Origin of the sequence: Tumebacillus lipolyticus (genome assembly GCF_042682745.1) — a bacterium.
In the GTDB taxonomy this organism is placed as follows: Bacteria; Bacillota; Bacilli; order Tumebacillales; family Tumebacillaceae; genus Tumebacillus_A; species Tumebacillus_A lipolyticus.
Map to the genome: position 1 here is coordinate 1,079,754 of NZ_JBHUIO010000002.1, position 24,551 is coordinate 1,104,304.

At 52.4% G+C, this 24,551-nt stretch carries 12 protein-coding genes and 1 pseudogene; 3 read left to right on the plus strand and 10 right to left on the minus strand.

The genetic code is table 11. The features are described from left to right. Positions 1-325: 325 nt before the first annotated feature. From ACFSOY_RS04165 to ACFSOY_RS04200, 8 genes are all read right to left on the minus strand, one after another. Positions 326-9,814 (minus strand): amino acid adenylation domain-containing protein, encoded by a 9,489-nt coding sequence (locus ACFSOY_RS04165; protein WP_386044263.1) that lies wholly within the window; start codon positions 9,812-9,814, stop codon positions 326-328. Between the two features lie 214 nt (positions 9,815-10,028). Next, positions 10,029-10,922, minus strand: a complete 894-nt coding sequence (locus ACFSOY_RS04170) for a cation diffusion facilitator family transporter (protein WP_386044264.1) — start codon at positions 10,920-10,922, stop codon at positions 10,029-10,031. A 360-nt stretch (positions 10,923-11,282) separates the two neighbouring features. Continuing rightward, positions 11,283-11,969, minus strand: coding sequence for a zinc metallopeptidase (locus ACFSOY_RS04175; RefSeq protein ID WP_386044265.1), 687 nt, complete (start codon positions 11,967-11,969; stop codon positions 11,283-11,285). 495 nt (positions 11,970-12,464) lie between these two features. Continuing rightward, complete coding sequence (locus ACFSOY_RS04180) at positions 12,465-12,641, minus strand: hypothetical protein (protein WP_386044266.1); 177 nt, start codon at positions 12,639-12,641, stop codon at positions 12,465-12,467. A gap of 6 nt (positions 12,642-12,647) precedes the next feature. Then, positions 12,648-13,151 (minus strand): recombinase zinc beta ribbon domain-containing protein, encoded by a 504-nt coding sequence (locus ACFSOY_RS04185; protein ID WP_386044483.1) that lies wholly within the window; start codon positions 13,149-13,151, stop codon positions 12,648-12,650. 329 nt (positions 13,152-13,480) lie between these two features. After that, positions 13,481-14,026, minus strand: a complete 546-nt coding sequence (locus ACFSOY_RS04190) for a TlpA family protein disulfide reductase (protein ID WP_386044267.1) — start codon at positions 14,024-14,026, stop codon at positions 13,481-13,483. Beyond that, the gene (locus ACFSOY_RS04195; RefSeq protein WP_386044268.1) at positions 14,027-14,620 is read right to left on the minus strand and encodes a MauE/DoxX family redox-associated membrane protein; all 594 of its coding nucleotides are present in this window, start codon (positions 14,618-14,620) and stop codon (positions 14,027-14,029) included. 2 nt (positions 14,621-14,622) lie between these two features. Then, the gene (locus tag ACFSOY_RS04200) at positions 14,623-16,434 is read right to left on the minus strand and encodes an ABC transporter ATP-binding protein (RefSeq protein ID WP_386044269.1); all 1,812 of its coding nucleotides are present in this window, start codon (positions 16,432-16,434) and stop codon (positions 14,623-14,625) included. A 1,035-nt stretch (positions 16,435-17,469) separates the two neighbouring features. Between ACFSOY_RS04200 and ACFSOY_RS04205 the strand changes: the two are divergent. Beyond that, positions 17,470-17,924 (plus strand): annotated as a pseudogene (locus ACFSOY_RS04205) (transposase); the annotation flags it as partial. A 464-nt stretch (positions 17,925-18,388) separates the two neighbouring features. Here ACFSOY_RS04205 and sigK read toward each other — a convergent pair. Further along, entirely contained in the window at positions 18,389-19,090 is a 702-nt protein-coding gene (gene sigK, locus ACFSOY_RS04210) for an RNA polymerase sporulation sigma factor SigK (protein ID WP_386044270.1), read from the minus strand. 1,011 nt (positions 19,091-20,101) lie between these two features. Between sigK and ACFSOY_RS04215 the strand changes: the two genes are divergently transcribed. Next, on the plus strand, positions 20,102-20,524 hold the full coding sequence (locus tag ACFSOY_RS04215) for a hypothetical protein (protein ID WP_386044271.1): 423 nt from the start codon (positions 20,102-20,104) through the stop codon (positions 20,522-20,524). A 715-nt stretch (positions 20,525-21,239) separates the two neighbouring features. Beyond that, positions 21,240-22,427, plus strand: a complete 1,188-nt coding sequence (locus ACFSOY_RS04220; protein WP_386044272.1) for a multidrug effflux MFS transporter — start codon at positions 21,240-21,242, stop codon at positions 22,425-22,427. 224 nt (positions 22,428-22,651) lie between these two features. Here ACFSOY_RS04220 and ACFSOY_RS04225 read toward each other — a convergent pair whose 3' ends face one another. Next, a complete protein-coding gene (locus tag ACFSOY_RS04225; RefSeq protein ID WP_386044273.1) occupies positions 22,652-23,614 on the minus strand; it encodes a sigma-70 family RNA polymerase sigma factor in 963 nt (320 codons plus the stop codon). Between the last annotated feature and the right edge of the window lie 937 nt (positions 23,615-24,551).

A 24,551-nucleotide genomic window follows, 5' to 3' on the forward strand; every position in this document is an offset into this window, starting at 1 on the left:
ACAATTCGATATGGTCACTTGGAAATCTGAACGGTTTGATAAAAATCAGCATCTTATCTGCCGAAAAGTTAGACATGAGCAGGAATGATTTAGCCCCTCGACTCGACAAGAGCGAAAAATAGGGGAGCGCTCGCGCTCATGCGTTAAAAAGATATTGCGGACAGCGAAAAAACAACCGACCGCTCACCGGGGAGCGGTCGATTGCCTCCTCACCTTGCCACATATTCTTGAAGAAACGTCACTTTTTCTAGCTGCAAACTTCACATTCTAACTGCAAACTTCGCAGGCAGATCGCGTCACCACAGCAGCAGTCAGGCGGGCTTCCCTACTTTCTCCTGCCTGCGCGCACCCGTTCTTGGCGCTGTATCGTCGGTTGATCGCTCGTCGCTGCCGCTTCGATCAGGGCGGCCAGCTCGGCGACCGTCGTTTTTTCGAACATGTCGCGCAACGGCAATTCAACCTGAAACTCCTTTTGAACGCGCACGACCAGCTGCGTCGCCAACAGCGAATGCCCGCCGATGTGGAAGAAGTTGTCGTGGACGGAGATCGTCTCCCTGCGCAACATTTCTGACCAGATTTCGACCAGCCGCGCTTCGATCGGCGTGCGCGGGTCGACGTGCTCCATGCGCTCATCAGAAGCTGCTGGCGCGGGCAACGCCCGGCGGTCGACCTTGCCGTTCGGCTGAAGCGGCAGTTGCGGCAGACCGATAAACTGACCTGGCACCATGTAGGGCGGCAACGTCACACGCAAGAAGCTCTGCAGTTCGGACGAATCTGGCAGCGCATCCCCTTCCGCCACCACATAGGCGATCAGCGCATCCTCTCTGGTGATGATGATCGCCTCGCGGATCTGTTCATGTTGCGTCAACCTCGATTCGATCTCACCCGGCTCGATCCTGAATCCGCGCACTTTGAGCTGATCGTCGATGCGCCCCCCATATTTGACCGATCCGTCTGGCAGATAGGCGGCGAGGTCGCCCGTCTTGTACAACCTCCCCTCGCTGAACGGATTGTCCAGAAAGCGCGATTCGTTCAGCTCTTGGCGGCCCCGATACCCTCTGCTGACCCCTTTTCCGCCGATGTGCAGTTCACCGACCACCCCGACCGGAACCGGCTGCAGATGCGAATCGAGGATGTACAGTTCGCAGTTGGCCATCGGGCGGCCGAGCGGAATCGATCCCTCGCCCACCTCGGTCACCTCATAGCTGGTGGCGCAGACGGTCGTTTCGGTCGGCCCGTAGAGGTTGAACAGGCGAGCGGACGTGCTCTGCAAGAGGAGAGCGGCCAGCGCTGGGGGCAGCGCCTCGCCTCCTGTCATCACTTTTTCCAATCTCCCCAAGCTGGCGAGCCCTTCAGCGCTCGATGCGAGCATCGCCAAGAACAGCGGTGTGCCGAACATCATCGTCACACGATGCTGCTGCAGCTGCGCACAGAACGAGTAGGGGCTCGTGCTGACCGCCGCTTCGACGATCTCCGCTTCGGAGAGCAGCACGACTTTCGCCCCTCTCGTCAGCGTCCAAAACAGCTCGATGATCGACACGTCGAAGCTGATCGATCCGACGGCGAGCAAGCTGTCATCCGGCGTGCATCCAACGCTAAGGTCCAGACCTGTGAGCAGGTTGACCGCGTTTCGATGCTCGACCATCACGCCTTTGGGAAGCCCGGTCGAGCCGGACGTGTAGATCATGTAGGCGAGATGGTGCGGCTGAACATCGCTCACCAGATTGGGATGCTGATCATCCAACCGCTCAGCATCCACGTACAACACAGGAATGTCGAGGGACGGCCAGTCCTGTTCGATCGCAGCTCGGGTCAGGATCGCTTTCGGTTTCGCATCTTGCACCATCAGCGCGAGCCGATCTTGCGGATAGGCCGGATCGAGCGGCAGGTAGGCACCGCCTGCCTTGTGCACCGCAAGCAAAGAGATGATCAGTTCGAGCGAGCGCCCCATGTAGATGCCGACCAGATCGTCCGGTCGAACTCCTCGCTGTTGCAACTGGCTGGCGAGGTCGTTGGCACGGCTGTTCAGCTCGCCAAAGGTCAGCTCCCGATCCTCGAAGACGATCGCCGTCTCATCGGACCGTCGCTCCGCCTGCTCCTCGAACAGATGGTGCAGACATGCGTCCTCACGAAGCGCTGCCTGCGTGCTGTTCCAGCCTTCGAGCAGCAATTTCCGCTCAGCGGGGTCGAGGAGCTGAATGTCCTGCCAAAGCTGATCTGGCTGCTCGACGATGCTTTCGAGCAAGATCCTGAAATGATCATTGATCCGCGCGATCGTCTGCTCGTCGAAAAGGTCGGTGTTGTACTCCCACTCCCCGATCAGAGCGCCCTCCCGTTCGGTCATCTGGAGGATGAGATCATACTTGGCTGTGCCCGAATGCAACTCTCTCGTCTGCAAGCTCAAGTCGCCTGGCATCGTCAGCCGAAGCGGAGCGTTCAACAGGTTGAACATCGTTTGAAACAGCGGCGAATGGCTCATGTCGCGATCTGGCTGCAGCTCGGCGACCAACCGCTCAAACGGCAAGTCTTGATGGGCAAAAGCGTCGAGCGACGTTTGGCGCACCTGATGCAACAGGTCGCGGAACGTCATGCCTTCCTGCAGCGTGCTTCTGATCACCAGCGTGTTGACAAACGCCCCGATCAACCCTTCCGTCTCGCGAAGCCCCCGTCCGGCGATCGGCGATCCGACAAGAATGTCCGCTTGCCCCGAATAGCGAGCGAGCAGTGTTTGGTAAGCGCTCAACAGCGTCATGAAGAGCGTGGCGCCCTCCTGCTCGCCCAGCCGCTTCAAGCGATCGGTGAGCCCGGCAGACAAGTCAAATCGCTTCCGTGCACCCTGGAAGGTCTGAACGGCCGGTCGCGGTCGATCGGTCGGCAACGCGAGCGGTTCTACCACCCCGCCCAACTGCTGCTTCCAATAGGCCAGCTGCAGATCGAGCTGCGCCTGCCCCCGCTCCGACTTTTGCCAATCGGCGTAATCACCATATTGTATCGGCAGTGCTGGCAGCGGCGATCGCTCTCCTTCGGCGAAGGCGGTGTAGAGCGTCGCCAGCTCCTCGATCAGCACGCCGAGCGACCAACCGTCGGCGACGAGATGGTGGATGACCAGCACCAGCAGATGCTCCTCGGCTGTAAAGCGGATCGCGGTTGCCCGCAGGAGCGGATCTGACTCCAGATCGAACGGCCGCTTCGCCAACGAGTCTGCAAGCAGACTTGCCTCCCTGCTCCGCTCGACGTCAGATAGCTGGCTGTAGTCGACCAGATCGAGTGCGAGCGTCCGCACCGATTCGTATTGGACGATCGGCTCGCCCTCCCCGGAGTGGATCGTGGAGCGCAACACCTCATGCCGGGCGACCACTTCGTTCAGACTTTTCGCCAAAATGTCCAGATCGAGCGGCCCGCTCAGCTCAACAGCTGCCGGAATGTTGTAGACCGCCTGATCGGGAGCCAATCGCTCCATGATCCAGATGCGCTCTTGCGAGAAGGAGAGCGGACTCGTCGATCCAGGTCGGCGTGCGATGCGCTGCTCCTGCTGTTGGGCGCTCTCTCGTGCGACCTGTTTGCCAAGTTCGGCTGCCGTCTCCGCTTCGAAGATGACGCGCAGGGGCAAGTTCACGCCGAACGCACCGCGCAGGCGGGAGATCAGCTGTGTGCCCATCAAAGAGTTGCCGCCAAGCTGGAAGAAGCTATCATAGATTCCGACCTGATCGATGCCGAGCAGCTCCTCGAAGATGCTGACGATCGCCCGTTCCTGCTCGGTGGTCGGCGCGACAAACTGCGTGGACAAGCGCGGTCGCTGATGTCCCGCTTGCAGCTTGCCTCCCGCGCCGTTCGAATCAGATTGTTCGGAGGTGACAGGCTGGGACAGATGCGGTTGCTTCGCTTCGATCCAATAGCGCTTGCGTTCGAACGGATAGGTGGGCAGGGGCACGCGAAGTCGCTTTTCCTGACGGTGCAAACCCTGCCAGTCGACCGCAGCCCCCGCGAGCCAAAGCTGTCCGATCGCGCTGAACAAAAACTGCAGATCGCCACGCTGTTCATAAAATGGGCGCAAAGTTGGCAAGGCGACACGGTCAGCCTGCGATTGCAAAGCAAAGCTGGTCAGCGTCTGACCTGGGCCGACTTCGAGCAAAAGCAGATCTGGATTTTCACACAGCGCCTGTAACCCGCTGGCAAACTGAACCGTTTCACAAAGGTGGCGCGTCCAGTAGTTTGGATCTGTCGCCTGTTCCGCTGTGATCCAAGTGCCCGTCACGTTGGAGACGAACGGAATCTGCGGCGCTTTCGGCGCAAAGCTTTTGACCAGCTCCGCAAACTGTTCTGCGATCGGCTCCATCATCTGCGAGTGGAAGGCGTGGGACGATCGCACAGGCAGGCAGGCGATGCCCTGTGCGAGCAGGCTCTGCTCCAATTCGGCAACCGCCTCCTGCTCGCCTGAGACGACACAATGATTGGCCGTGTTGACAGTCGAAATCGCCAGGCGATCGGACAGCAGCGGGCGCAGCGACGCCTCGCTGATCGGCACGGCGAGCATCGCACCGCGCGGGAGCTGTTCGATCAGTTGAGCCCGCTTGGCGACGAGCGCCAGCGCATCCTCCAGCGAAAAGACGCCTGCGACGCAAGCTGCCACATACTCGCCCAACGAATAGCCGATCATCGCCTGTGGCGCGATGCCCCATTCCAGCAAAAGCTTGCTAAGCGCATACTCGATCACAAACAGCGCAGGGTGCGCATATTCGGTGCGAGCGAGCTTTTCTGCGCGAGGATTGGTCTCGCGGTCACGGCGCAGCATCTGGCGCAGATCGAACGCAGCGCCCGACGAGCCTTTGCCTTCCTTCTCGGTCACACCTTGTGCGGATGCTGAGCCCTCTGCCGAATCAGCCCCCCGCTCTGCGGTGACATGTTCGAACAGAATGTCGCGCAAATCCACACCGAGATGCGGTCGCAACAGCTCACAGCAGCTGTCGACCTGCGCTTGGAAGATCGGTTCGGTCTTGTACAGCTCAGACCCCATCTCCAGATAGTGGTCTCCCGTCCCGCTGAACAGGAATGCGACGGGGCGCGAACGATGATCATCCGCATCGACATACCCTTGCAGGAGGCGGCGCGGATGACGCGCATCGAGCACCTCGATCGCATCGCTCCTGTCGCTTACGACCAGCGCGCGACGGTGCGGAAACTCGCGACGGCCGATCTGCAACGTATAGGCAACATCGGCCAGCTCCTGTTCGGTGCGCTGTGCCAAATGCGCTTTCAGCCGCGCGGTGGCAGCCGCGAGCGCCGTCTCCGTCTTCGCCGAGATCAACAGCAACTGCGCCGATCGACGAGAGGGCGTTGCCGCTTGGAGCGGCGCCTCTTCAAGGATCGCATGCGCGTTGATGCCCCCGAGTCCGAAGGAGGACACGCCAGCTCGCCGGGGAATGGCGCCCCGATTCCACTCCTTCAGCTCCGTATTGACGTAGAAGGGGGAGCGCTGCCAGTCGATCTTTCGATTGGGCGTTTTAAAATGCAAGCTCGGCGGCAGCTGCTGATGGTGCAGCGCGAGCACCGTCTTGATAAATCCTGCCGCGCCCGCAGCCGCATCGAGATGGCCGATGTTGCTCTTCACCGAGCCGATCGCACAAAAGCGCTCTGCCGACGAATGCGTGCGAAACGCCTGACTCAACGCGGTCAGCTCGATCGGGTCGCCGAGCGGCGTGGCGGTGCCGTGCGCCTCGACATAGGCGATCGTCTCCGGCTCCACCTGAGCGCGCTCCAGCGCTTTTAAGATCACCTTCTTCTGCCCTTCGACGCTCGGTGCGGTGTACCCGACCTTTCCCGAACCGTCGTTGTTGACTGCCGAACCTTTGACCACCGCCAGGATGTGGTCGCCGTCCGCCAGCGCATCCTCCAGCCGCTTGAGCACGACGATTCCGATCCCGCTGCCGGGGACGGTGCCCTGCGCCTCCTCATCAAAGGCGCGACAGTGACCATCTGGTGACGCGATGCCGCCCTCCACATGAAAATAGCCGTTCTTCTGCGGCACCCCGATGCCGACGCCGCCGGCCAGCGCCATATCGCAGTCGCCGTTGCGCAGACTGCGGCAGGCGAGATGGATCGCCACCATCCCGGTCGAACAGGTGGCCGAAACGCCGTGGCTCATGCCCTTCAAATCGAGCTTGTACGCAGCGCGGGCGACCATATGATCCGACCCGTTGCCGATCAGCACCGTGTGCTCGCCGACCGAAGCGGAGAGGTGCCGATTGGGCACCAGGTTGAGCAGCAGATAGCGGCTCAACCCCGCCCCCGCGAAGATGGAGATCTCCCCTTCGTATCGCTCCGTATCGTATCCGGCTCCTTCCAGCGCCTGCCACGCGGTTTCCAAAAAGATGCGATGCTGCGGGTCCATCACTTCCGCCTCGCGCGGATTGATTCCAAAAAAGTCAGCATCAAACCATTCGATGTCGTCGAGCATGCCGGCCGCCTTGACAAAGTTGGGCTGTGCGAGCACATCCGGATCATGTCCCAGCTCCAACAGCTCTTCATCGGAGAACTGTCTGATCGACTCCACGCCCGCCTGCAGGTTGCGCCAAAACGCATCCACATCTTCCGCCCCCGGAAAGCGGCCTGCCATGCTGATGACGGCGATGTCCCCCTCTGTGCGATCCTGCGCGTCACGGCGCACTGCGCTCAGCTGTGGTCTGCTCTCTTCCCGACGTGTGCCCACCTCGTGAAAATGAGCGGCCAGCTGGCTGATCGTCGGATATTGAAACAGCTCGACAACGCTCGTCTCAAACGGATACGCTTCCTGCAGCCGGCGGTGAACATGCATCAGCGCAAGCGAGTGGCCGCCCAGTTCAAAGAAGTTGTCATGCAACCCCACCCGCTCGACGGCGAGCACCTCTTGCCAGATCGCGGCGATCCCCTTTTCCAACTCACTCTGCGGCGGCACATAGGAATCGTCAGAGACTGCGCTTTTCGTTTCCAGCTTCTGCAGCGCTCGGCGATCCGCTTTGCCGTTTGGCGTCAGCGGCAAGCGCGAAAGAAAGGCAAAGCTGCTCGGCACCATATAGCTCGGCAACTTCCCCTGCAGATCGCGGCGCAAGTCTTGTGCACTCAGCCTCTCATCGCCGACCACATAAGCGGCGAGCGCATTCTCCTTCGGCATGACCACCGCCTCCGTCACGCCCGGATACTGAGTGAGCAACGCTTCGATCTCGCCGAGCTCGACGCGGAAGCCGCGAACTTTCACCTGATGATCGAGACGGCCCAGATATTCGAACACGCCGTTTGGCATTAGGCGCAACAGATCGCCCGATTTGTACAGCTTGCCTTCACCAAACGGATTGGGGATGAACTTCTCTTCCGTCAATTCCTTGCGATTGTGATATCCGTATGACAGCTGCACACCGCCGATGTGCAACTCGCCCGCCGCTCCGAACGGCAAAGGCTGCAGGTGCTTGTCCAGCACGTACAGCTTCGTATTGTCGATGTGGCGTCCCACCGGCACGGTCGCGCCAACGCTCTCCCGTTCACAGACCCAGTAGGTGACGTCGACCGCCGCCTCCGTCGGGCCGTACAGGTTGTGAACCTCCACATGCGGCAGGCGGCTGAAGATGCGCGCGGTCAGATCGGTCGGCAGCGCTTCCCCGCCGCAGAGGATGCGCCGGAGCGACGTGCAGTCTTCGATCCCTTTTTGCTCCGCAAAGATCTGGAGCATCGAAGGGACAAAGTGCAGGGTGGTCACGCGCTGCTCGATGATCACATCGCGCAGATAGGCGCTGTCCTTGTGACCTTCTGAGCGCGCCATGACGATGCTCGCACCGACAAAGAGCGCCCAGAACAGCTCCCAGACCGAGGCGTCAAACGAGACGGGCGTCTTTTGCAAGATGCGATCCGACTCGGTGAGCCGATACGTATGTTGTCGCCAGAGGATCTGGTTGACGATCGCCTTGTGTGGGAGCATCGCCCCTTTCGGCTGCCCGGTCGAACCGGACGTATAGATCATGTAGGCGAGATGATCTGTCGTCATCGGCACTAGCGGATTGTCGGCGCTCTCCGCCGAAAAATCTTCCCGATCCAAAACGATCACCTGCGCCTCGGTCGCAGGCAGCCTGTCGAGCAGATGCGCTTGGGTCAGCAGCACGCCCACCTGCGCATCCTGAAGCATATAGGCCACCCGCTCCAGCGGGTTGGTCGGATCGATCGGCACATAGGCGCCGCCCGCTTTGACCACACCGTACACGGCGACCAGCATGTCGATCGAGCGCTCCATCGACACGCCGACAAACGTGTTCGGGCGCACGCCCAGCTTGAGCAAGCGCGACGCTACCCGGTTCGCCCGCTCATTAAACTCGCGATAGGTCACCTGCTCCCCTTCAAACAGCACCGCCACCCGATCGGGCGTCCGCTCCACCTGCGCTTCAAACAGCTGGTGCAACGTTTGATCCGGGTACGATCGCTCCGTTTCATTCCAAACTTCGACCACCTGCTGCCGCTCCCATTCGGTCAACAGCGGAAGTTTGGAGATCACCATCTCTGGCTCGGCCACAATTCCTTCGAGCAGCACTTCAAAGTTGGCGGTGAGCCGCTCGATCGTCGTTCGATCGAACAGGTCGGTCTTGTACCGCCAGATCAGGACAAGCCCCTCCTGCTCTTCGATCGCCTCAAGCGACAGATCATATTTGACAGACCGTATCTCCTGCTCGACCATGCGCATCGCAAGCCCTGGCATCTCAAACTTCTCCAGCGGATCGTTCAGCACGAGCAACGTCTGAAACAGCGGGGACACGTTCAGATTTCGGTTCGGCTGCAACTCCTTGACCAGCAGTTCGAACGGCACTTCTGCATGCTGATACGCTTCGAGCGCCGTCTGCCTGACCTGTGCGAGCAGCTTCACAAACGAGGGATCGCCGCTCAGATCGGTGCGCAATACCAGATTGTTCAGGAAAAAGCCGATCAGCTCTTGCACATCCTCCTGATTGCGCCCTGCGATCGGCGTTCCGACCAGCACATCATCCTGTCCCGAATAGCGATGCAACAGGACCTGATAGGCGGCGAGCAACGTCATAAACAGGGTCGCCTGCGCGTGGCGGCCCGTCTCCTTCAGGCGTTCGGTCAGCGATTTCGACAGCTGGGCGATCACCGTGTCCCCGCGATCGGTGAGCTGTTGCGGGCGCGGGCGGTCTGTCGGCAACAGCAGCTGCGGCAGTTCGCCCGACAGTCGCTCCCGCCAATAGGACAGCTGTTCCTCCCACACCCCCGACTGCCAATCATCCTGTTGCCATTGCGAATAATCTGCATATTGAACGGCCAGCGGAGGCAATGGAGACTCCTCCTCCCCCGCTGCAAAAACTGTATAGAGCACCGAAAGCTCTTTGATTAAAATTCCGGTCGACCAGCCGTCCGCCACGATGTGATGCATGACGATCACCAGCAGGTGCTCCTGTTCGTCAAGCGTGATCAGCGTCGTGCGCACCAGCGGGCCCTGCTTCAGATCGAACGTTCGCTCAAGCTCTTCGGTGACCAAGCGCTGCGCATGCTCTCTACGCTCCGCTTCCGGCACGTCCTGTACATCGATCACCACCAGTTCCTGCTTCTGCTCGACATGCACCTTTTGCATCAGGTCGCCGTCGAGCAAACCAAACGAGGTGCGCAGCACTTCATGCCGGTCGACAATCTCCGAAAGTGCCCGTTTCAGCGCATCCAGATGCAGTTCTCCTGCGATCGATAGCACAGCGGGCATATGATAGGCAGAACTTCCTGGCACGACCTGATCGGCCACCCAAATCCTCTGCTGTGAAAACGAAACTGGAAACGCATACAATACTGCCATCTCGATCTCCGCCTCTCGAAATCTTATCTGTTAAATGAAAGTCCATTATTTATATTTTAGGGTTTCAGAAGACAAAAAAGCAACCGACCGACCCGGCGAACGGGTGGCGATTGCTTTAGATGTTGATTTTTTTCGAGCAGATTTCAGATTGCTTTTGTCAAAATTCGTGAAGCAGGTGGGCCAGCGCGAGATCGATCAGCTTTTCAGCTCGACGCTAGTTCTTTTTTTCATCCTCATACCAGGGGTTCACGTGAACCAAAACCTCATGGACATTCTCATCTGTCTCCATGATCTTGTGCTTGATCTGGCGGGAGATGTCATGACCCTCTTGCACGCTAAGGCTGCCTAAGATGCCGACTCGAACGTCGACCAAAATATAATGACCATGCTCGCGCGCCCGCAAGCGGTCGATTCGCTCCACCCCGTCGACCGTCGAGATCAGCAGGCTGTATTCATCCAGCTTTTCCTGCGGCAGATTCTTCTCCATCAGCGTATCGAACGATTCCTTGCCCATGTTGACCGCCAATTTCATCACCAGGATCGCGACGACGATTCCGGCGAGCGGATCCCCATATTCGGTATACGGAATGTCGTAATGTTTCCCCAAGATCGCGGCGCCGATCCCGACAACTGCGGCAAGCGACGCATACACATCTGCCAGATGGTCGTAAGCTGTGGCGATCAGGCCCTTGCTGTTGATCTTCTTGCCCTCGCGCATCGTGTAGATGTAGAGCCAATGCTTCCAGATATAGGAGATCACTGCCGCGATCAGGGCGATCAGGTGCGCTTCCGGAGCCGGCTCAAACAGAGTTTCAACCGATTTGTATCCGATCCAGAGCGCTGCTACCGCCATGATTCCAGCGACCAGCACGGCGGCGATCACCTCCGCTTTGCCATGACCGTATGGATGATCGTCGTCCGCCGGTTTTTTCGAAATTCGCATCGCGACAAACGCCGAGACGGACGCGATAAAATCACCCGCATTATGAATGCCATCCGCGATGAGCACCTGACTGTTGAAGAGGAACCCCACTATGATTTTGAGCAGTGTAAGCAAGAAGTTGCTCACGATACTGAGCCAAGCTGCGATCGTTTCTTTATTCATCATGTTTCCCCTTCCCTACTTTATTTCCCTAGGGAAACTAAAAAGGGCTCTGACCGAATTTCGGTCAAAGCCCATCATTTTATCGTGATCCCTAGTTATTCTCTCCATCATCACTCACCACTTTCAAAGACAACCAATTTTTATTGTAGCGCATTGTGGTCATCGTGTCCACGGCTTGTGCTTTTTTATATCGCCAAAAAAAGTGACCGTTTTCCTCTCGAAATTGTCTAAATCGCCGATTAGTTAGACTCGCTCTCCAACTGTCGTTGCTGCATAAAAAGACCGATTGCCCTCCGAGATCATCCGATCACTTGCAAACGGTCGATAAGAGTATGCGATCAGAAACAGCGATTCACGTTCCGATCAATCCTCATCGTTCGATTGGAAAAAGATCAGCACATATTTGATCAGCTCAAACAGCGCCATCAAGGCGGCCGCTACATAGGTGAGCGCCGCCGCGCCAAGCACTTTGTTCACACCCTGCTCTTCGTCTTGGCGAATGAATCCTTCTGACACCATCAGCGCCTTCGCCCTTGCGCTCGCATTGAACTCGACGGGAAGCGTGATCAGTTGGAACGCAACGGCAACCGAGAAGAACAGGATGCCCAGCCCAATCAAGCTCGTCGCGTGAAAGAAAAAGCCTCCGAGCAGGAGAAACGGTGCCACTCCTGAGGCAAGGTTGGTGATCGGAAACAGACGATGTCTGGTGACCAGCATCGGATAGGACACTTTGTGCTGAATCGCATGCCCCACCTCATGACAAGCAACCGATAGCGCTGAGATCGAAGTTCCGTAGTAAACCGGCTCCGACAACCGGACGACTCGCTGGATCGGGTCATAGTGGTCGGACAGCGTTCCCGGCACAAGTTCGACCGGTACGCTGGTCAACCCTTGGCGGTTCAACAACTCGCGAGCCGCCTGCTCACCCGTCATGCCAGAAGACGCGTGAACTTCAGACCACTTCTTGAAGTTCCCCTTTACCTTAAACTGTGCCCAAAGCGATAAGCCGAAAGCGATTAGGACAATAAAGTCCATCGGATGAAAAAACATCAGGTATCCACCTCTTCTTTCTCAAGGTATCGTCCTTGTATATCTGACAGCCACATGGTTGTTTCGCTGACTTCTACCGATGTGGATGATCATGAGTTTGACCAATATTCTGCTTACCTTTTTCGATTAATAAGTGGATCATGAACGGCTGGCAGCAACATTACGCCAGCCAGATCGTCTTCTTTCCCATTAGTATTTTCATGCTCTGAGCTGCGAAATATGCCCGTTACCCTTGTACGTGGTTACTAAGATAACGCTCTTATGAGACGAGTGGATGAAAAAGGCAACCGACCGCTCAGGTACTGAGTAGGCGATTGCTCAACTGCACTTCGTTGATCACATCATCGGTGTCTGTGCATGAAGAACATCGATCAATGTAATTTCGTTGCCTTCATAATATTGTACGTTCTCTACAGCTTTGGGAACAGTTCAAGCTCAAACTGATCCTCGACCGCGCCATCCTCCTTGTAATACGTCACCTTCTCGATCTCTTGCTTAAGAAGCTGGTTCTTCTTCCGTTGAGTCGTATACGTCTAGAATATACCGAACCAGAGGGATAATGTTGGCCTTTACCTCCTCGGTCTTTTCTTGACGACCAAACTCATCGATCAGGGCCTTGTGCTTTTCCTTCAGCTCCGAAAGCTGTTTGGCGATCGCCTGGTTTCGTTCCATAAAAGTCTAAACGTCGTATACTCCGCGCTCGACAAGCGTGTTCAGGTTGTCTTTCTGTTGTTGTGTGACTGCGATCTCTTCCTCAAGATCCGCGAGTAGTTTGGTTGGAAGGTTTTTTTGCTTCTTTTGCTTCTTTTGCTTCTGGCTTTTGAGTTGCTTCTCCAGTTTTGAATAGTTGATTTTATATTGATCGTACCAGTCTCTGAGAGATTCGATCAATTTCCGCTCAACAAATGCAAACTGGCTGCTTCGGATACAGCCCTTGGTTGGGCAGATCAGATGAGGAGCTTGTTTATTGTAGGGGCGTCTTTGCATTTTCGAGTTGCAGATCCTGCACCGAATCAGTCCGCTAAGTGGATTTTGCGGCTTTTTGTTTTGTTGGTACTCTCGATTACTCCTGTCGTTCATGATTTCCTGAGCAGCCGCAAACACTTCCTGATCGATCAGCGGTTCGTGCTTCCCTTCCCGCTCCAACCACTCCTCACGAGGCCGATCTACACTTTTGATTATGCGGTATCTCCCCGTCTCGGTGCGTCGGCGTACCGTTTATCGGATAATGGGATGATTTCTAAAAAACTATTACAGGGCTTAATAGATAGTTAGTTTTGAATTTCTTGTTGACGATGCGGGAACGGGACTATGATCGCGCTAGAGATGTGTGATCGAACCGGAGATTCGCCGCCGACTTCCTTCAGATTCCGCCTCACGGCAGACACCCTTGCCTTACTGTTGCCTTCGCCATACGGGACTCGCACCCTATAGACAGCGCCCATGCTGGGCGCACGGAAAAAAGCCATCCCGGCGTGTACCGAAATGGCTTTTCGAGTTTCGTCTGCGTCCTATCCGGCGATCTTCACATGATATTTCAAATTATCGAACAACCGGTCAAAATCGGTCGCAGAATCCATTAATAGTACGTTACCATCTCCGCCCACCAACACATACTCGGGGACTTTTCGAATATAGTAATTTTCAAAAATTTCATCAGATCGCAACAAATGGATTCCTCCCGGAAGTTCAAACGACGGCCCATCAGCATCGGTTCCTGTGATCACAATGATGCGCAAACTTTTCATGCTCGTCGCTAGTACGGATAGCTCCGGCAGTACTCGCTTACATACATTGCATGACTCACGGACAAATAGCAACATAGTTGGTCTTCCTTGAAGATCTGACAGCTTAATCAGGTTGCCATGCTGATCTTTTTCCCGAAACATCGGTGCCTGTTGGCCAATGCCTATTTTCAAATACTCAACTTCGGGTTGAATGAGTCGAAAGCGATTGAGAAAGCCAGCCACCAACTTAGCAAGGAAGTAGATCACCACCATCTGAGCGATCATAAATACCCATAACAGGATTATTGAAATTGTTACAAACGTATCCATCTAACCCCTCCTCACCATTTCCAACATCCCCTTATTCATTTCATCCATCCGCCTCCATACCTCATACAGTTTCATCGCAGTTGTACAGGTCATCAGTGTAAGTAATGCAACGAGATGGAGTTGTAGCACTTGGATCGACAGAACCTCCGACCATTCAGCACCTGCCAATACAGCATCCAAACAGCCGAGCGACACAGGAACTGTGATCAACCATCCTGATACGAAGGCTAGTAAAACATTTCGCACAACTAGACTCCAAGACAGATGGTGATCGCCCATCACACCGCCGCAACCGCAAGAGATCTCACGCCTTCCACGCCACATATTCACGCTGATCGCAGTTGCATACAACAGCAAGAGTACGGTCACTATTCCAAGCGCTGCCTGTCGAAACAGCCCCAGTAAAAGTAGTACGCTGACGAGGAGTTGAAACCATACATCCACCTTGGCAAATACACTCGCCATCCTGCTGGGCAAAATCTTATATGCCATGATGATTCCAGTGTGTTCCTCCAGCTTCTTAAAGTTCGACCAACCTGTACTCATGAAGATCATTCCGATCACCACAGACCCATAAAACGCAATTTCCTCCATCTTCACACCTCCACATAGTCCTGTTTATCCGTAAACCACTGTGCTTGCATACGATACATCCGTGCATATTCACCATCAAGCATAGTCAACTCAAGATGTGTCCCCATCTCAGCCACTCTGCCGTCTTTCATCACGATGATTCGGTCAGCCATTCTGGCAGCGGCCATTCGGTGAGAAATGAAGATCGTAGTTTTGTTTTGCGTCAACTGTTGAAACTGTCGGAACACTTCCATTTCCGCATCTGGGTCGAGCGCAGCCGTTGGCTCGTCGAGCACCATGATCTGCCCGCTCGCGAACATCGCCCGAGCCAATGCGATTTTTTGCCATTGCCCACCTGACAAGTCTTCTCCGTCTGCCAAAAATCGCCCCAGCATGGTGTCGTACCCTTTTTCAAAACGCTGCACAAACGAAGCCGCACCGGTCTGCACAGATGCGGCTTCCATACGCTCACTCTCAGAGATTTTCTCAATATCTCCAAATACGATATTCTCACGAATCGTATAAGCGTACTTCATAAAATCTTGGAAAATGACCGTAATGTTTTTGTAAATCTCCTGATTCGCCAATTCGTCACTGGGAGATTGATCGAAGTAAATCTGCCCACCCGAAACGGGATATAAACCCATCAAACATTTGACTAGAGTGGTCTTCCCCGATCCATTTTCACCTACGATCGCCACCTTCTCCCCTGCGTGAATCATAAATGATACCTCTCGCAACGTATCCCGCTCACTGTTTACATAGCGGTATGATACATTGTCGAAGCAAATCCCCTGCTCTAAAGGAACGGGAAATGGGCGTGTTCCTTTCTGTTTGTCATGTCCAGGAACCTCATATTCAAGAAATCGGAAAAAGTCCCCAATAAACAATGATTCCTGATAAATCGAGGCAAACAGTCCGGCAGTCTGATTAATCGCACCTTGTGTGCCCTGGACGGCTTGACCAACAGCGACAAAGTCTCCGATCTTCAAAGAGGTCGTCCGAATCAGCCAGACAATGATCCCGGCCGCCCCTCCATAAAACAGTGCAGTCACCGCATCTAGGCCAATATTAGCAGAATGCTGTCTTCGGGAAAGTTTGATGACTTCCTTTATATTCTTTATATACTTTTCAGACCATCGCCTGCGCAGATGCTCGCCCAACGAAAACAATCTAATTTCTTTCGCAGACTGACGATCCCATAACAAACTAGCCGTATATTTCGCATCCCTTGCCATCGGCGTTTGCTGGTAAATTAAATGAAACCGTTCGACCCCAAACTTCGACTGGACAAGCAAAATCGGCACGGCAGCCAAACTGCTAAGCAGGACCAAGCTCCAGTGAATACTGAACAAGAATGTCAAATAGGAAAATAAGGTAATTAATGACTTCCCAATTAGAAAAAGATTACTCACCGGAGAAAGGAAACGTGTTCCCTGATTCCCACTGATGCGGTTAAGATGATGATAAAAGTCCGGCAAATCAAAATATGTAAGTGGAACAGAAATCGTTTTTCCAATCATTGCATTCTGCAGGTGATGATCCAAGCGAAACTCAAACGTCTGGTCGATCAAACGTTGCACATTTTGCAACAACGAAGCGCTAACGGTAATGGCGAACTGCAGAATTAACAGCCACAATGCCTGCGAATAGGCTTGTGGCTGATATTGTATCAAACCTGCCACAGTGTTGATCAGTTCTTTCATCACCCACAGCGTAGCAATAGGAACTATTCCGAGTAGCATCATGAACAGCACCGAAGCAGTTACCCACATCTTCCCATGCTGCCACACAAAGCGCATCGCTTTCCCTAAATCGGTAAATAGTATCGTCATCACCTACTCGTATATGATGAAGAGAGGAAACCACCAAAATGATGGCCTCCTCTTACCACAAATATTACTGGCCTGGCAGACAACACATGCCTTGATCCACTTTAGAGCAGACAGTCCCTACAACTTCGTCACGTCCTACCAAGAATTTTCGACCACGTGATCCAGATAGGCTGTTGCAGTAGGAATCATAGTAGCATTCCATGTTGTATTCCACTCGGTCGCATCTAGCTTCAGGTTGTATACCGAGCATCTTCGAGAGTTTTTCAAGCATTTCTTTCACCTCCTTTCAATGGAGAAATACTACGGGAGTCTCCATAAATGCGAACTGATGTATTTTCGAGCCCCTTTGACCTCTACAACCTTTCCATCAGCTTCTACCACTATAAACGTAGGGGAGGACACAATGCCCATCTGTCGGCGAACAGAATCTGAAAGACGAAGCTGAGGCACCGTTGCACCATATCTTTCCGTAAATATCTGATACTCCTCGTCGTCCCCTGTCACCAAGCAAATGAACGGAACAGTGTGCTCCCCTCCGTGAAAGTACAAGACTTCCTCCAACTGTTTAAAACAGGACGAACAGGCTGGCGAAATAACCATGAACACAGCTCTTCTTCGTTGCAAGTTCTTCGGAAGATTCACATACCTCTCAAACATTTGCCCTAATAAGACCGGCTGTTCCTCCTTGCCGTCGTTCGAGTTCATTACATTCCTTGGTAAAAACGAAAGTTCATACTTCAAGATACGAAGCAGCCGTCCATTCATCCATAGCCATGCAATAGCTGCTAGTGCAAAAGCAACCATTAAATATTCTAACATTCTCCACCTCGCAATGAATGATCAGCTAGATTTCTAGAAGTTCATTGCATTTATAAATGATAATACTTTATAACATTTTTTATTATAACTCTATTTTCATTCAAAATCAATATTTATATAAAAATCTGTTCTGTTTTTATTTTTATACATATGAAAATATAGTGGAAGTAGGCACATCCTCAGTCATTCGGGAATCCATTCGTCCAGTCTCTGGAGTGTGCCATTCATCAAATCTGCAATTCCACACGCTACGTATCCGCCAAGGATTTGAAGAAGGTATCAGCGGATCTAAAACCGATCTACACAGCAGCGACCGAAGAGATGGCGTGAGCCGAGTTGGATCAGTTCGAGGTGAAATGGTACAAATAATACCCCTGACCGTCCGTTCTTGGCGAGCGAAATGGGAGGAACTCTCTACCTTTTTCAAGTACTCTCCCGAGATCCGCAAGATCATTTACACCACCAATATCATCGAAAGTTATCACCGCCAACTGCGTAAGGCGACCAAAAGCAAAAGCATCTTTCCCAGCGACGAGTCACTGCTCAAGATGCTTTATCTGGCCACGATGGATGTCGTACGCAAATGGACGGTACGGGTGCAGCACTGGGGCCAAACCCTCCCACAGCTCGCCATCCACTTCCCGGATCGTGTTGATCTCGAACTTCAATAGTTACGAATTTCGGTAGTTTACACAAAATTATTGACAGACTCCAAATGCGACACGGCTTACACCCTGATCCTCCAGTTGTATGATGTACCTCTGGTCATCTTTTAAATGATTCACAGTCATGATGAAGTGCACCAACTCCCCTTCGTACGCCTACATTACCCATCCTTTCTCATCCTGAAACGACACTTGGGTAGGCAAAGTTTCCTTTGCGACAACCTCCGTTTCATTCATGAATGTCTCATAGCTGATGAGCACGGCAATACAGACCACCAAGGCTCCGATTGACACGTTTCTCTTGAGATTTGACGTGACAACTCCTCTTTTCCTTATTACAAGTGCGAACTCCGGAAAGGTACATGTTAAAAATTTTAAAAATCCAAGTTTTCACGCCTAATATCTTTGTAAAAAACACCGCCCACACATGTTTTCGCGGGCGGTGACAACTATCTGATTCGTTTTATGGGTCAATCCTCACGCTTCGGCCGCAGCTCATGCAGCAGCTTCGTCAGTGCCCGCTTTTCAATCCGCGACACATACGAACGCGAAATCCCCAGCTCCTCCGCGATCTCACGCTGGGTCTTCTCCTCCCCGTCTGGCAGTCCGAAACGTCCGCGAATCACCTCTTGCTCTCGCTCGTCAAGGAGGTTCATCCGAGAGTAGATCTTCATCTTCTCCAGCTTCAATTGAACTTCGTCGATCACATCGTCGGTGTCGGTACCGAGGACATCGATCAGCGTGATTTCGTTGCCCTCCTTGTCCGTGCCGATCGGATCGTGCAAAGAAACATCTTTGCGCGTCTTTTTCAGCGACCTTAGGTGCATGAGGATTTCATTCTCGATACAACGAGCCGCATACGTCGCCAACTTCGTCCCTTTGTTGACCGAATAGCTTTCGATCGCTTTGATCAACCCGATCGTGCCGATCGAGATCAAGTCTTCGCTGTCTTCTCCGGTGTTTTCGAACTTTTTGACGATGTGGGCGACTAGACGCAAATTGTGTTCCACAAGCACGTTGCGTGCATTTTCATCTCCGTCAGCCATCCGCAGCAGATTCTTTCGCTCATCCTCTTCCGAAAGGGGTTGCGGGAACGCATTATTCTTGATGTACGATACGAAGAGCGTAATCTCCCTCAACAACAACGCAACCGCAGTCAAAAACCCAGGCATCAGTCTGTCACCTCCCACTTAGGTTCACCGATTCCGCTTCCGCTCGGCGAGTGTGATTCAATATATGTGAGGGTGCTCGTTCACTGTGCCTGTACTTGGTGCATCAAAGCTGAAGAAAGCTCATTCTTCCCCCAACTCTATTGGAAGAACTCATCTTCGACGCTCTCTCTGACGAAGTGGTTGCTAAGGGTACGTCTCACCGAAACGGGAGCATGCACAAACTGACATCCCCCATCCGCGACTACTCACCACATGCACATCTTAAATTACGCGAGGACTGCTACCGCATGTGTAAGGAGTGTAACCCTGATGCGAATCGATGAACTGCTGGCTATTATTTGTCCCCTCTTGTCAAATTCAAACTTGCCATTGGCATCTGTCTACATACATAGAATTCGAGCTATTAAGGCGAATGTACGAAAAGATACGTGGAAAAGAAATAAGCCGCTCTGGATTCGAAACGAATCGCAGAACGACTTCACCAATTTGCATCATCAGTACGAGCAAAGACAGTGCATTAATTCGCAACCACGATATGAGTCACAATAATATGTTGCAGTATAACCCCAATTGGAGCACTCCTCAACATCGTAGGCACAATACGAATACGGAAATTCCGGTGCAACAACGGAATCAGTTACACCAATCATTTTCGAAAAAAAATTGGACATCACAGTCACCTCCTTTTTATGTAATTATTTTATAATAATTATTATATTATTTCAAGTTAAAATTTAAAAACAATACGAGTGTCATATTGATTGCACAGATTTTGAACGATCTGTCTCAAAGATGGGAATATCGCTAGAACTTCTTTACAGACTCCATGATATCCGCCAAGAAGCTCCTCAAACTGTACCCGTTGAAGCTTCTAATCAGCGGAAACTTGAAATCCTAGATGGTCGGTCCGACAAAAGATGCATGACTTGTCCTGAGCGAAATTGCTCGCCTTGAAGAGCTTAATGATTTAAAATCGTAATAACTAATATCAAAAAAGGAGATCCTTTTCTTATGCAGAAGAAAATTCCCAAATTACTCCTAACACTTCCGTTGGTCGCTCTCTTAACAGGTTGCGGTTCCTCTGCTCCTCCTGATGTCGAGATTCATGTTCAACAGCAACCGATTCCTGTTGTCCAAGGCTCCTATTGCTGGTCAGACAAATGTGTCGATAAAATTGACTACGTAAGTTTGCTGAAGGAAACCAACTACAACACACCTACTGTATCTACAGGCTCAAAACTTTCCTTCGACTTTGCCGCTCAGCCGAAGAAAGATGTTGCACTCCATCTGGTTCAGAATCATGAACTTACAGAAGTAGATATTCAGCAGAACTCGTTCACAGTTCCAAAACAGACTGGTACGTATCTTTATGTTCTAAGCGGCAGGTGGAATCAGGGAAGCTCCGATTATGTGTTCCAAATCAAAGTTCAATAAGCAAAGGCTACTCTCTTGCAATCTTTGCTTATCAAAGTCTTGGTGACTTTGAGAGTGCGCTATAGCGGTTTCAAAACGATGCAATCGACTCCTACTACCTGATGACTCAAGGGGGATTTAATAATGAAGGTAAGGATTAGTGCCGTTGTTTTGTTGCTTGCATTAGGATTTTTCACACAGTCAATCGACACTGCTTCTGTCGCGATCTGAGATACTCCCGATCCGCACAGAATGAGCAAGCTTTTTAACTAATCGCACCTTCGAGGTGCATTTTTATGTGGATCATGATGGAAATCAATAGGGATAACTGTCTCAAATTTGATTCCAAAATCATTAGGAAAAATGCTCTTGAAGAGCCCAGCACCTATTTTATCCTCCCCCCTGCTCGCAGGGTCTTCCTTCCACCCAAAAAGCCTGAGTTTGGTTGATACCGAACTCAGGCTTTTATCTGCGATCTTTAATGCCACCTTCACCATTTTCATCCTCACGATTGGGAAACCGCTCTATCATTCCAATCTTTGCTCGACCCTTCCGAAATCATTTCAACAAATCTTGTAAAACAATTGGAGTCTCGCTATAATCGTAGAAATATCTCCCCCCTTATCTGAAAAGGTGAAAAAGATGCTCTCATTTACCAGATTGATCAAGTGCAAGCCCCCGATTCCGTAATCCCCCTTTAATCGAGTTGAGATTCGAACGATAAGGGGGTTTCGCTGTGAAAAGAAAAATCTCAACACCATCATTGTTGCTGTTCATCATCCTTGTGGGTTTCCCACAAATTAGTGAAACGATTTACACACCTTCGCTGCCGGATATCGCCAACTCCTTACAGGCGAGCAGCAACGCGATCCAACTGACGCTGAGCATTTACTTCTTAGGTTTCGCTCTCGGTGTCTTTTGCTGGGGAAGGCTTTCCGATTCTATCGGACGACGACCCGCCTTGCTCTGGGGGATCTTCGTCTATGGAGCCGGAAGCATCGGGTGCTTCCTGTCCGATTCGGCCGAATGGCTGCTGGTGTGCCGATTCATTCAAGCTTTTGGCGCGAGTGCCGGCTCTGTGGTCACACAGACCATTCTGCGCGAGAGCATCGACGGAGCCAAACGTCACGCTGTGTTTGCGCAGATCTCTGCAGCGCTTGCCTTCACTCCGGCAGTCGGGCCTTTACTTGGCGGTTGGATTGATCAGACTCTCGGTTTTCGAGCTGTTTTTCTCACTCTCGTAGTGATGAGCGTTGCGATTTTTATGTACACGTTCGTTTCGTTACCTGAGACAAGGGTGCGCAAAACCTCAAACATCAACACACTTGCTGTGGCGAAGCGACTCATTTCGGATCGGAGAGTATGGGCATTTGGTTTCCTCATCGGCACAACCAATGGCATACTTTTTAGCTACTACGGAGAAGCTCCTTTCATTTTTATTGAGTTTTTCCAGATGCGACCTGGGATGTATGGGTTTTTCGGTATTTTTGTAGCGCTGTCTTCCATATTGGGAGCAATGCTGTCAAAAAAACTGTTGACCAGATTCTCAGCGGAAAAGATCATCCTTTTTGGCTCGATGGTGACAACTGTGGGAGCCATATGCCTCACAGGTCTTGCTCTTTATGGGATGAGCCCTTCCACGCCATTTTTAGCTTTGCTGGTAGCTTGCATCTTTCTCCTCTTGCTCGGGATTGGGATGGCGATTCCGAACTGCCTAAGTTTAGCGCTCGTCCACTATGGCGATGTCCTGGGCACTGCCGGCGCCATTTTCGGCTTGGGTTACTACATCGTTGTCAGCCTGATTACCAGTGGCATGAGTTACCTGCACAACGATTCATTGGTCACGATGCCGATGTACTTTCTCGTGTTGGCGGTACTCATGACCTTGGTGAGCCAAATGATTGTGCGGCATGAAACTAGATAATCTGTTCCCGTGAACAGAGTATGGTTGTAACGTGGAATGTCCGTTTCGTGGTACTCGTTTTCATGTATCAGAAGCAGTGCAATGAAGCCTGTAGCGTCCATAAATGCATTGAGAAGCCGATTTTCTGTTTACAGAAAATCGGCTTCTTCAAGAGTAAATGAAACATCGCCTTTGCCTTCCCCAGATGTGTGTGATTCCATAGGACAAGAAGCTATCCACTTTCCCTACTTCGATGGGAACGCTGATCCTTCCCCAACCTCCCACGTTACCGCCGGCTTGTTCATCTGCACAGGCACCTGCAGTTCTTGTCCTGCGGCGAGCAATAGCTCTTTGCAGAAGTAGTAACTCTTGTGCAGAACCAGTTTGCCATCGTCGAACTGCTGCAAGCTGATGTCATGCAATTGCCATTGATCGCCTTCCGTTTGGGCGAGCACAACGATGACCTCGCGTCCCCAAAGTGTGCGCAGGGTCGCTTGCAGGCTGAGCTCGGCGAAACCTTTCATCGAACCGCTGTACATGTCGTCTTTGTTGTACTCTTGGAAGCCAGGCGCTGCGTCGCTGTGCATCTGCTCGCTCATCAAAGGAAGCATACCCGTCAGGTCGCCAGTGTTAAGCGCGTGGATGATCTGCTCGACGATCGCTTTCCGATCTCCTGAGGCAGATGTAGCCGTGGCAGCAGTCTGGCCGTCTTGCTGCAGCAGTTTCACGTTTGCCCGCGCGCGATGCAGAGTCGCGTACACGGAACCAACGGTGGCGTGGATCATGCCTGCGACTTCAGGTGCGGTAAATTGGAACACTTCGATCAGGAGAAATACGACCAACTGCTTGGGCGGCAACTGCTGGATCAGGGACTCCAGGGCCTCCTTAACTTCCAGCGTGTCGGGCTGCTCGGGGGCAGTCAGTTCTGGCTCTTCTGAATCATCCAGTTGTAGCTTATTTTTGCGGCATTGGTCGATCCATGCATTGCTGGCGATGCGGAACAGATATGCTTTGGGCACCAACGGATGCCACAGCTGAGCGAGCGAAGCAAACGCTTTTAGCATCGTCTCTTGAAACAAATCCTCTCCATCCCAAGGCGAGCCAGTCAACATCTTGCAGTATCGCCACAAGTCAGTGCGGTATTGCTCAATCACCTGTTCAAATTGGTTGCGCAGTTCGCGCGATGCGGCGAGCAAAGAATCTGTCATGCGTATTTCCTCCGATCTCATGATGTGGTCTACACCATATAAAACGAGAAAATAGACCAAATCCATACTGTGCTCCTAAAAAATCTTACTTATGCGCAATATAATTACTTGTGGGCGGTAAAATCGAATGCAGTTGAGAACAGCACCGATGTTATCAGCCTCTTCTTTGGATCGGATGATGCGAACTGAAACCAAATAAACTGGCGCCTGTAGATTACAGCCGCCAGTTTTCTGCTTAGACCAGTTTACCCAATAGGGTCTTGACCAACCAATCTACTTCATTCATTGTTCTCGATTGCTTCTTCCAATACTCCATCCAAAGAGAAAGCAGATGACCGCTAACACAGTGATCAGGTGTGAAGTCCTTACCTCCAAACCCTTGCTCGTAAAGTAATCATTGAGGAAATACTCAACTAGAAAAGTGGTCAAAATCAAACACAGCATCGGGAGAATTTTAGAAAAATACCTTTTGGTCACCACTTCGATTCCCCTCCACTTCAATCGCAGATTCTCCAACAATCACTTACAATAAAACCTCTTATTTCCTGCATTCTTCCAGATATGCTTTCTATCCTATCTTTCGAAAACCTCTCTTAGCTACAAAATTAACATACATAAAATGATCGCTACTATGAATAATATACCTCCCGACAAGAAGGTATCTCCATTTACTTTTCGTATATCTCAATAGATCACGGACACAATTTTTTCGCTAGATTGATTGAGCCTACTGAACATACAGCGACTTTTATCACCTTCAGGCACTGCCATACCTCCTTTCATGAATTCGATTTTTCACCACCCAGCCGATCCCCAACACACAAAAAAGGAACGGCAACCAGCCGCTCCCTTGCTCAATAGGCTTCCATGCCCTCCTCTTCCACCTGTAGCCGCTTTTTCTAACGGACAGAGCACTCAGCCCTCATCCAAACCACTA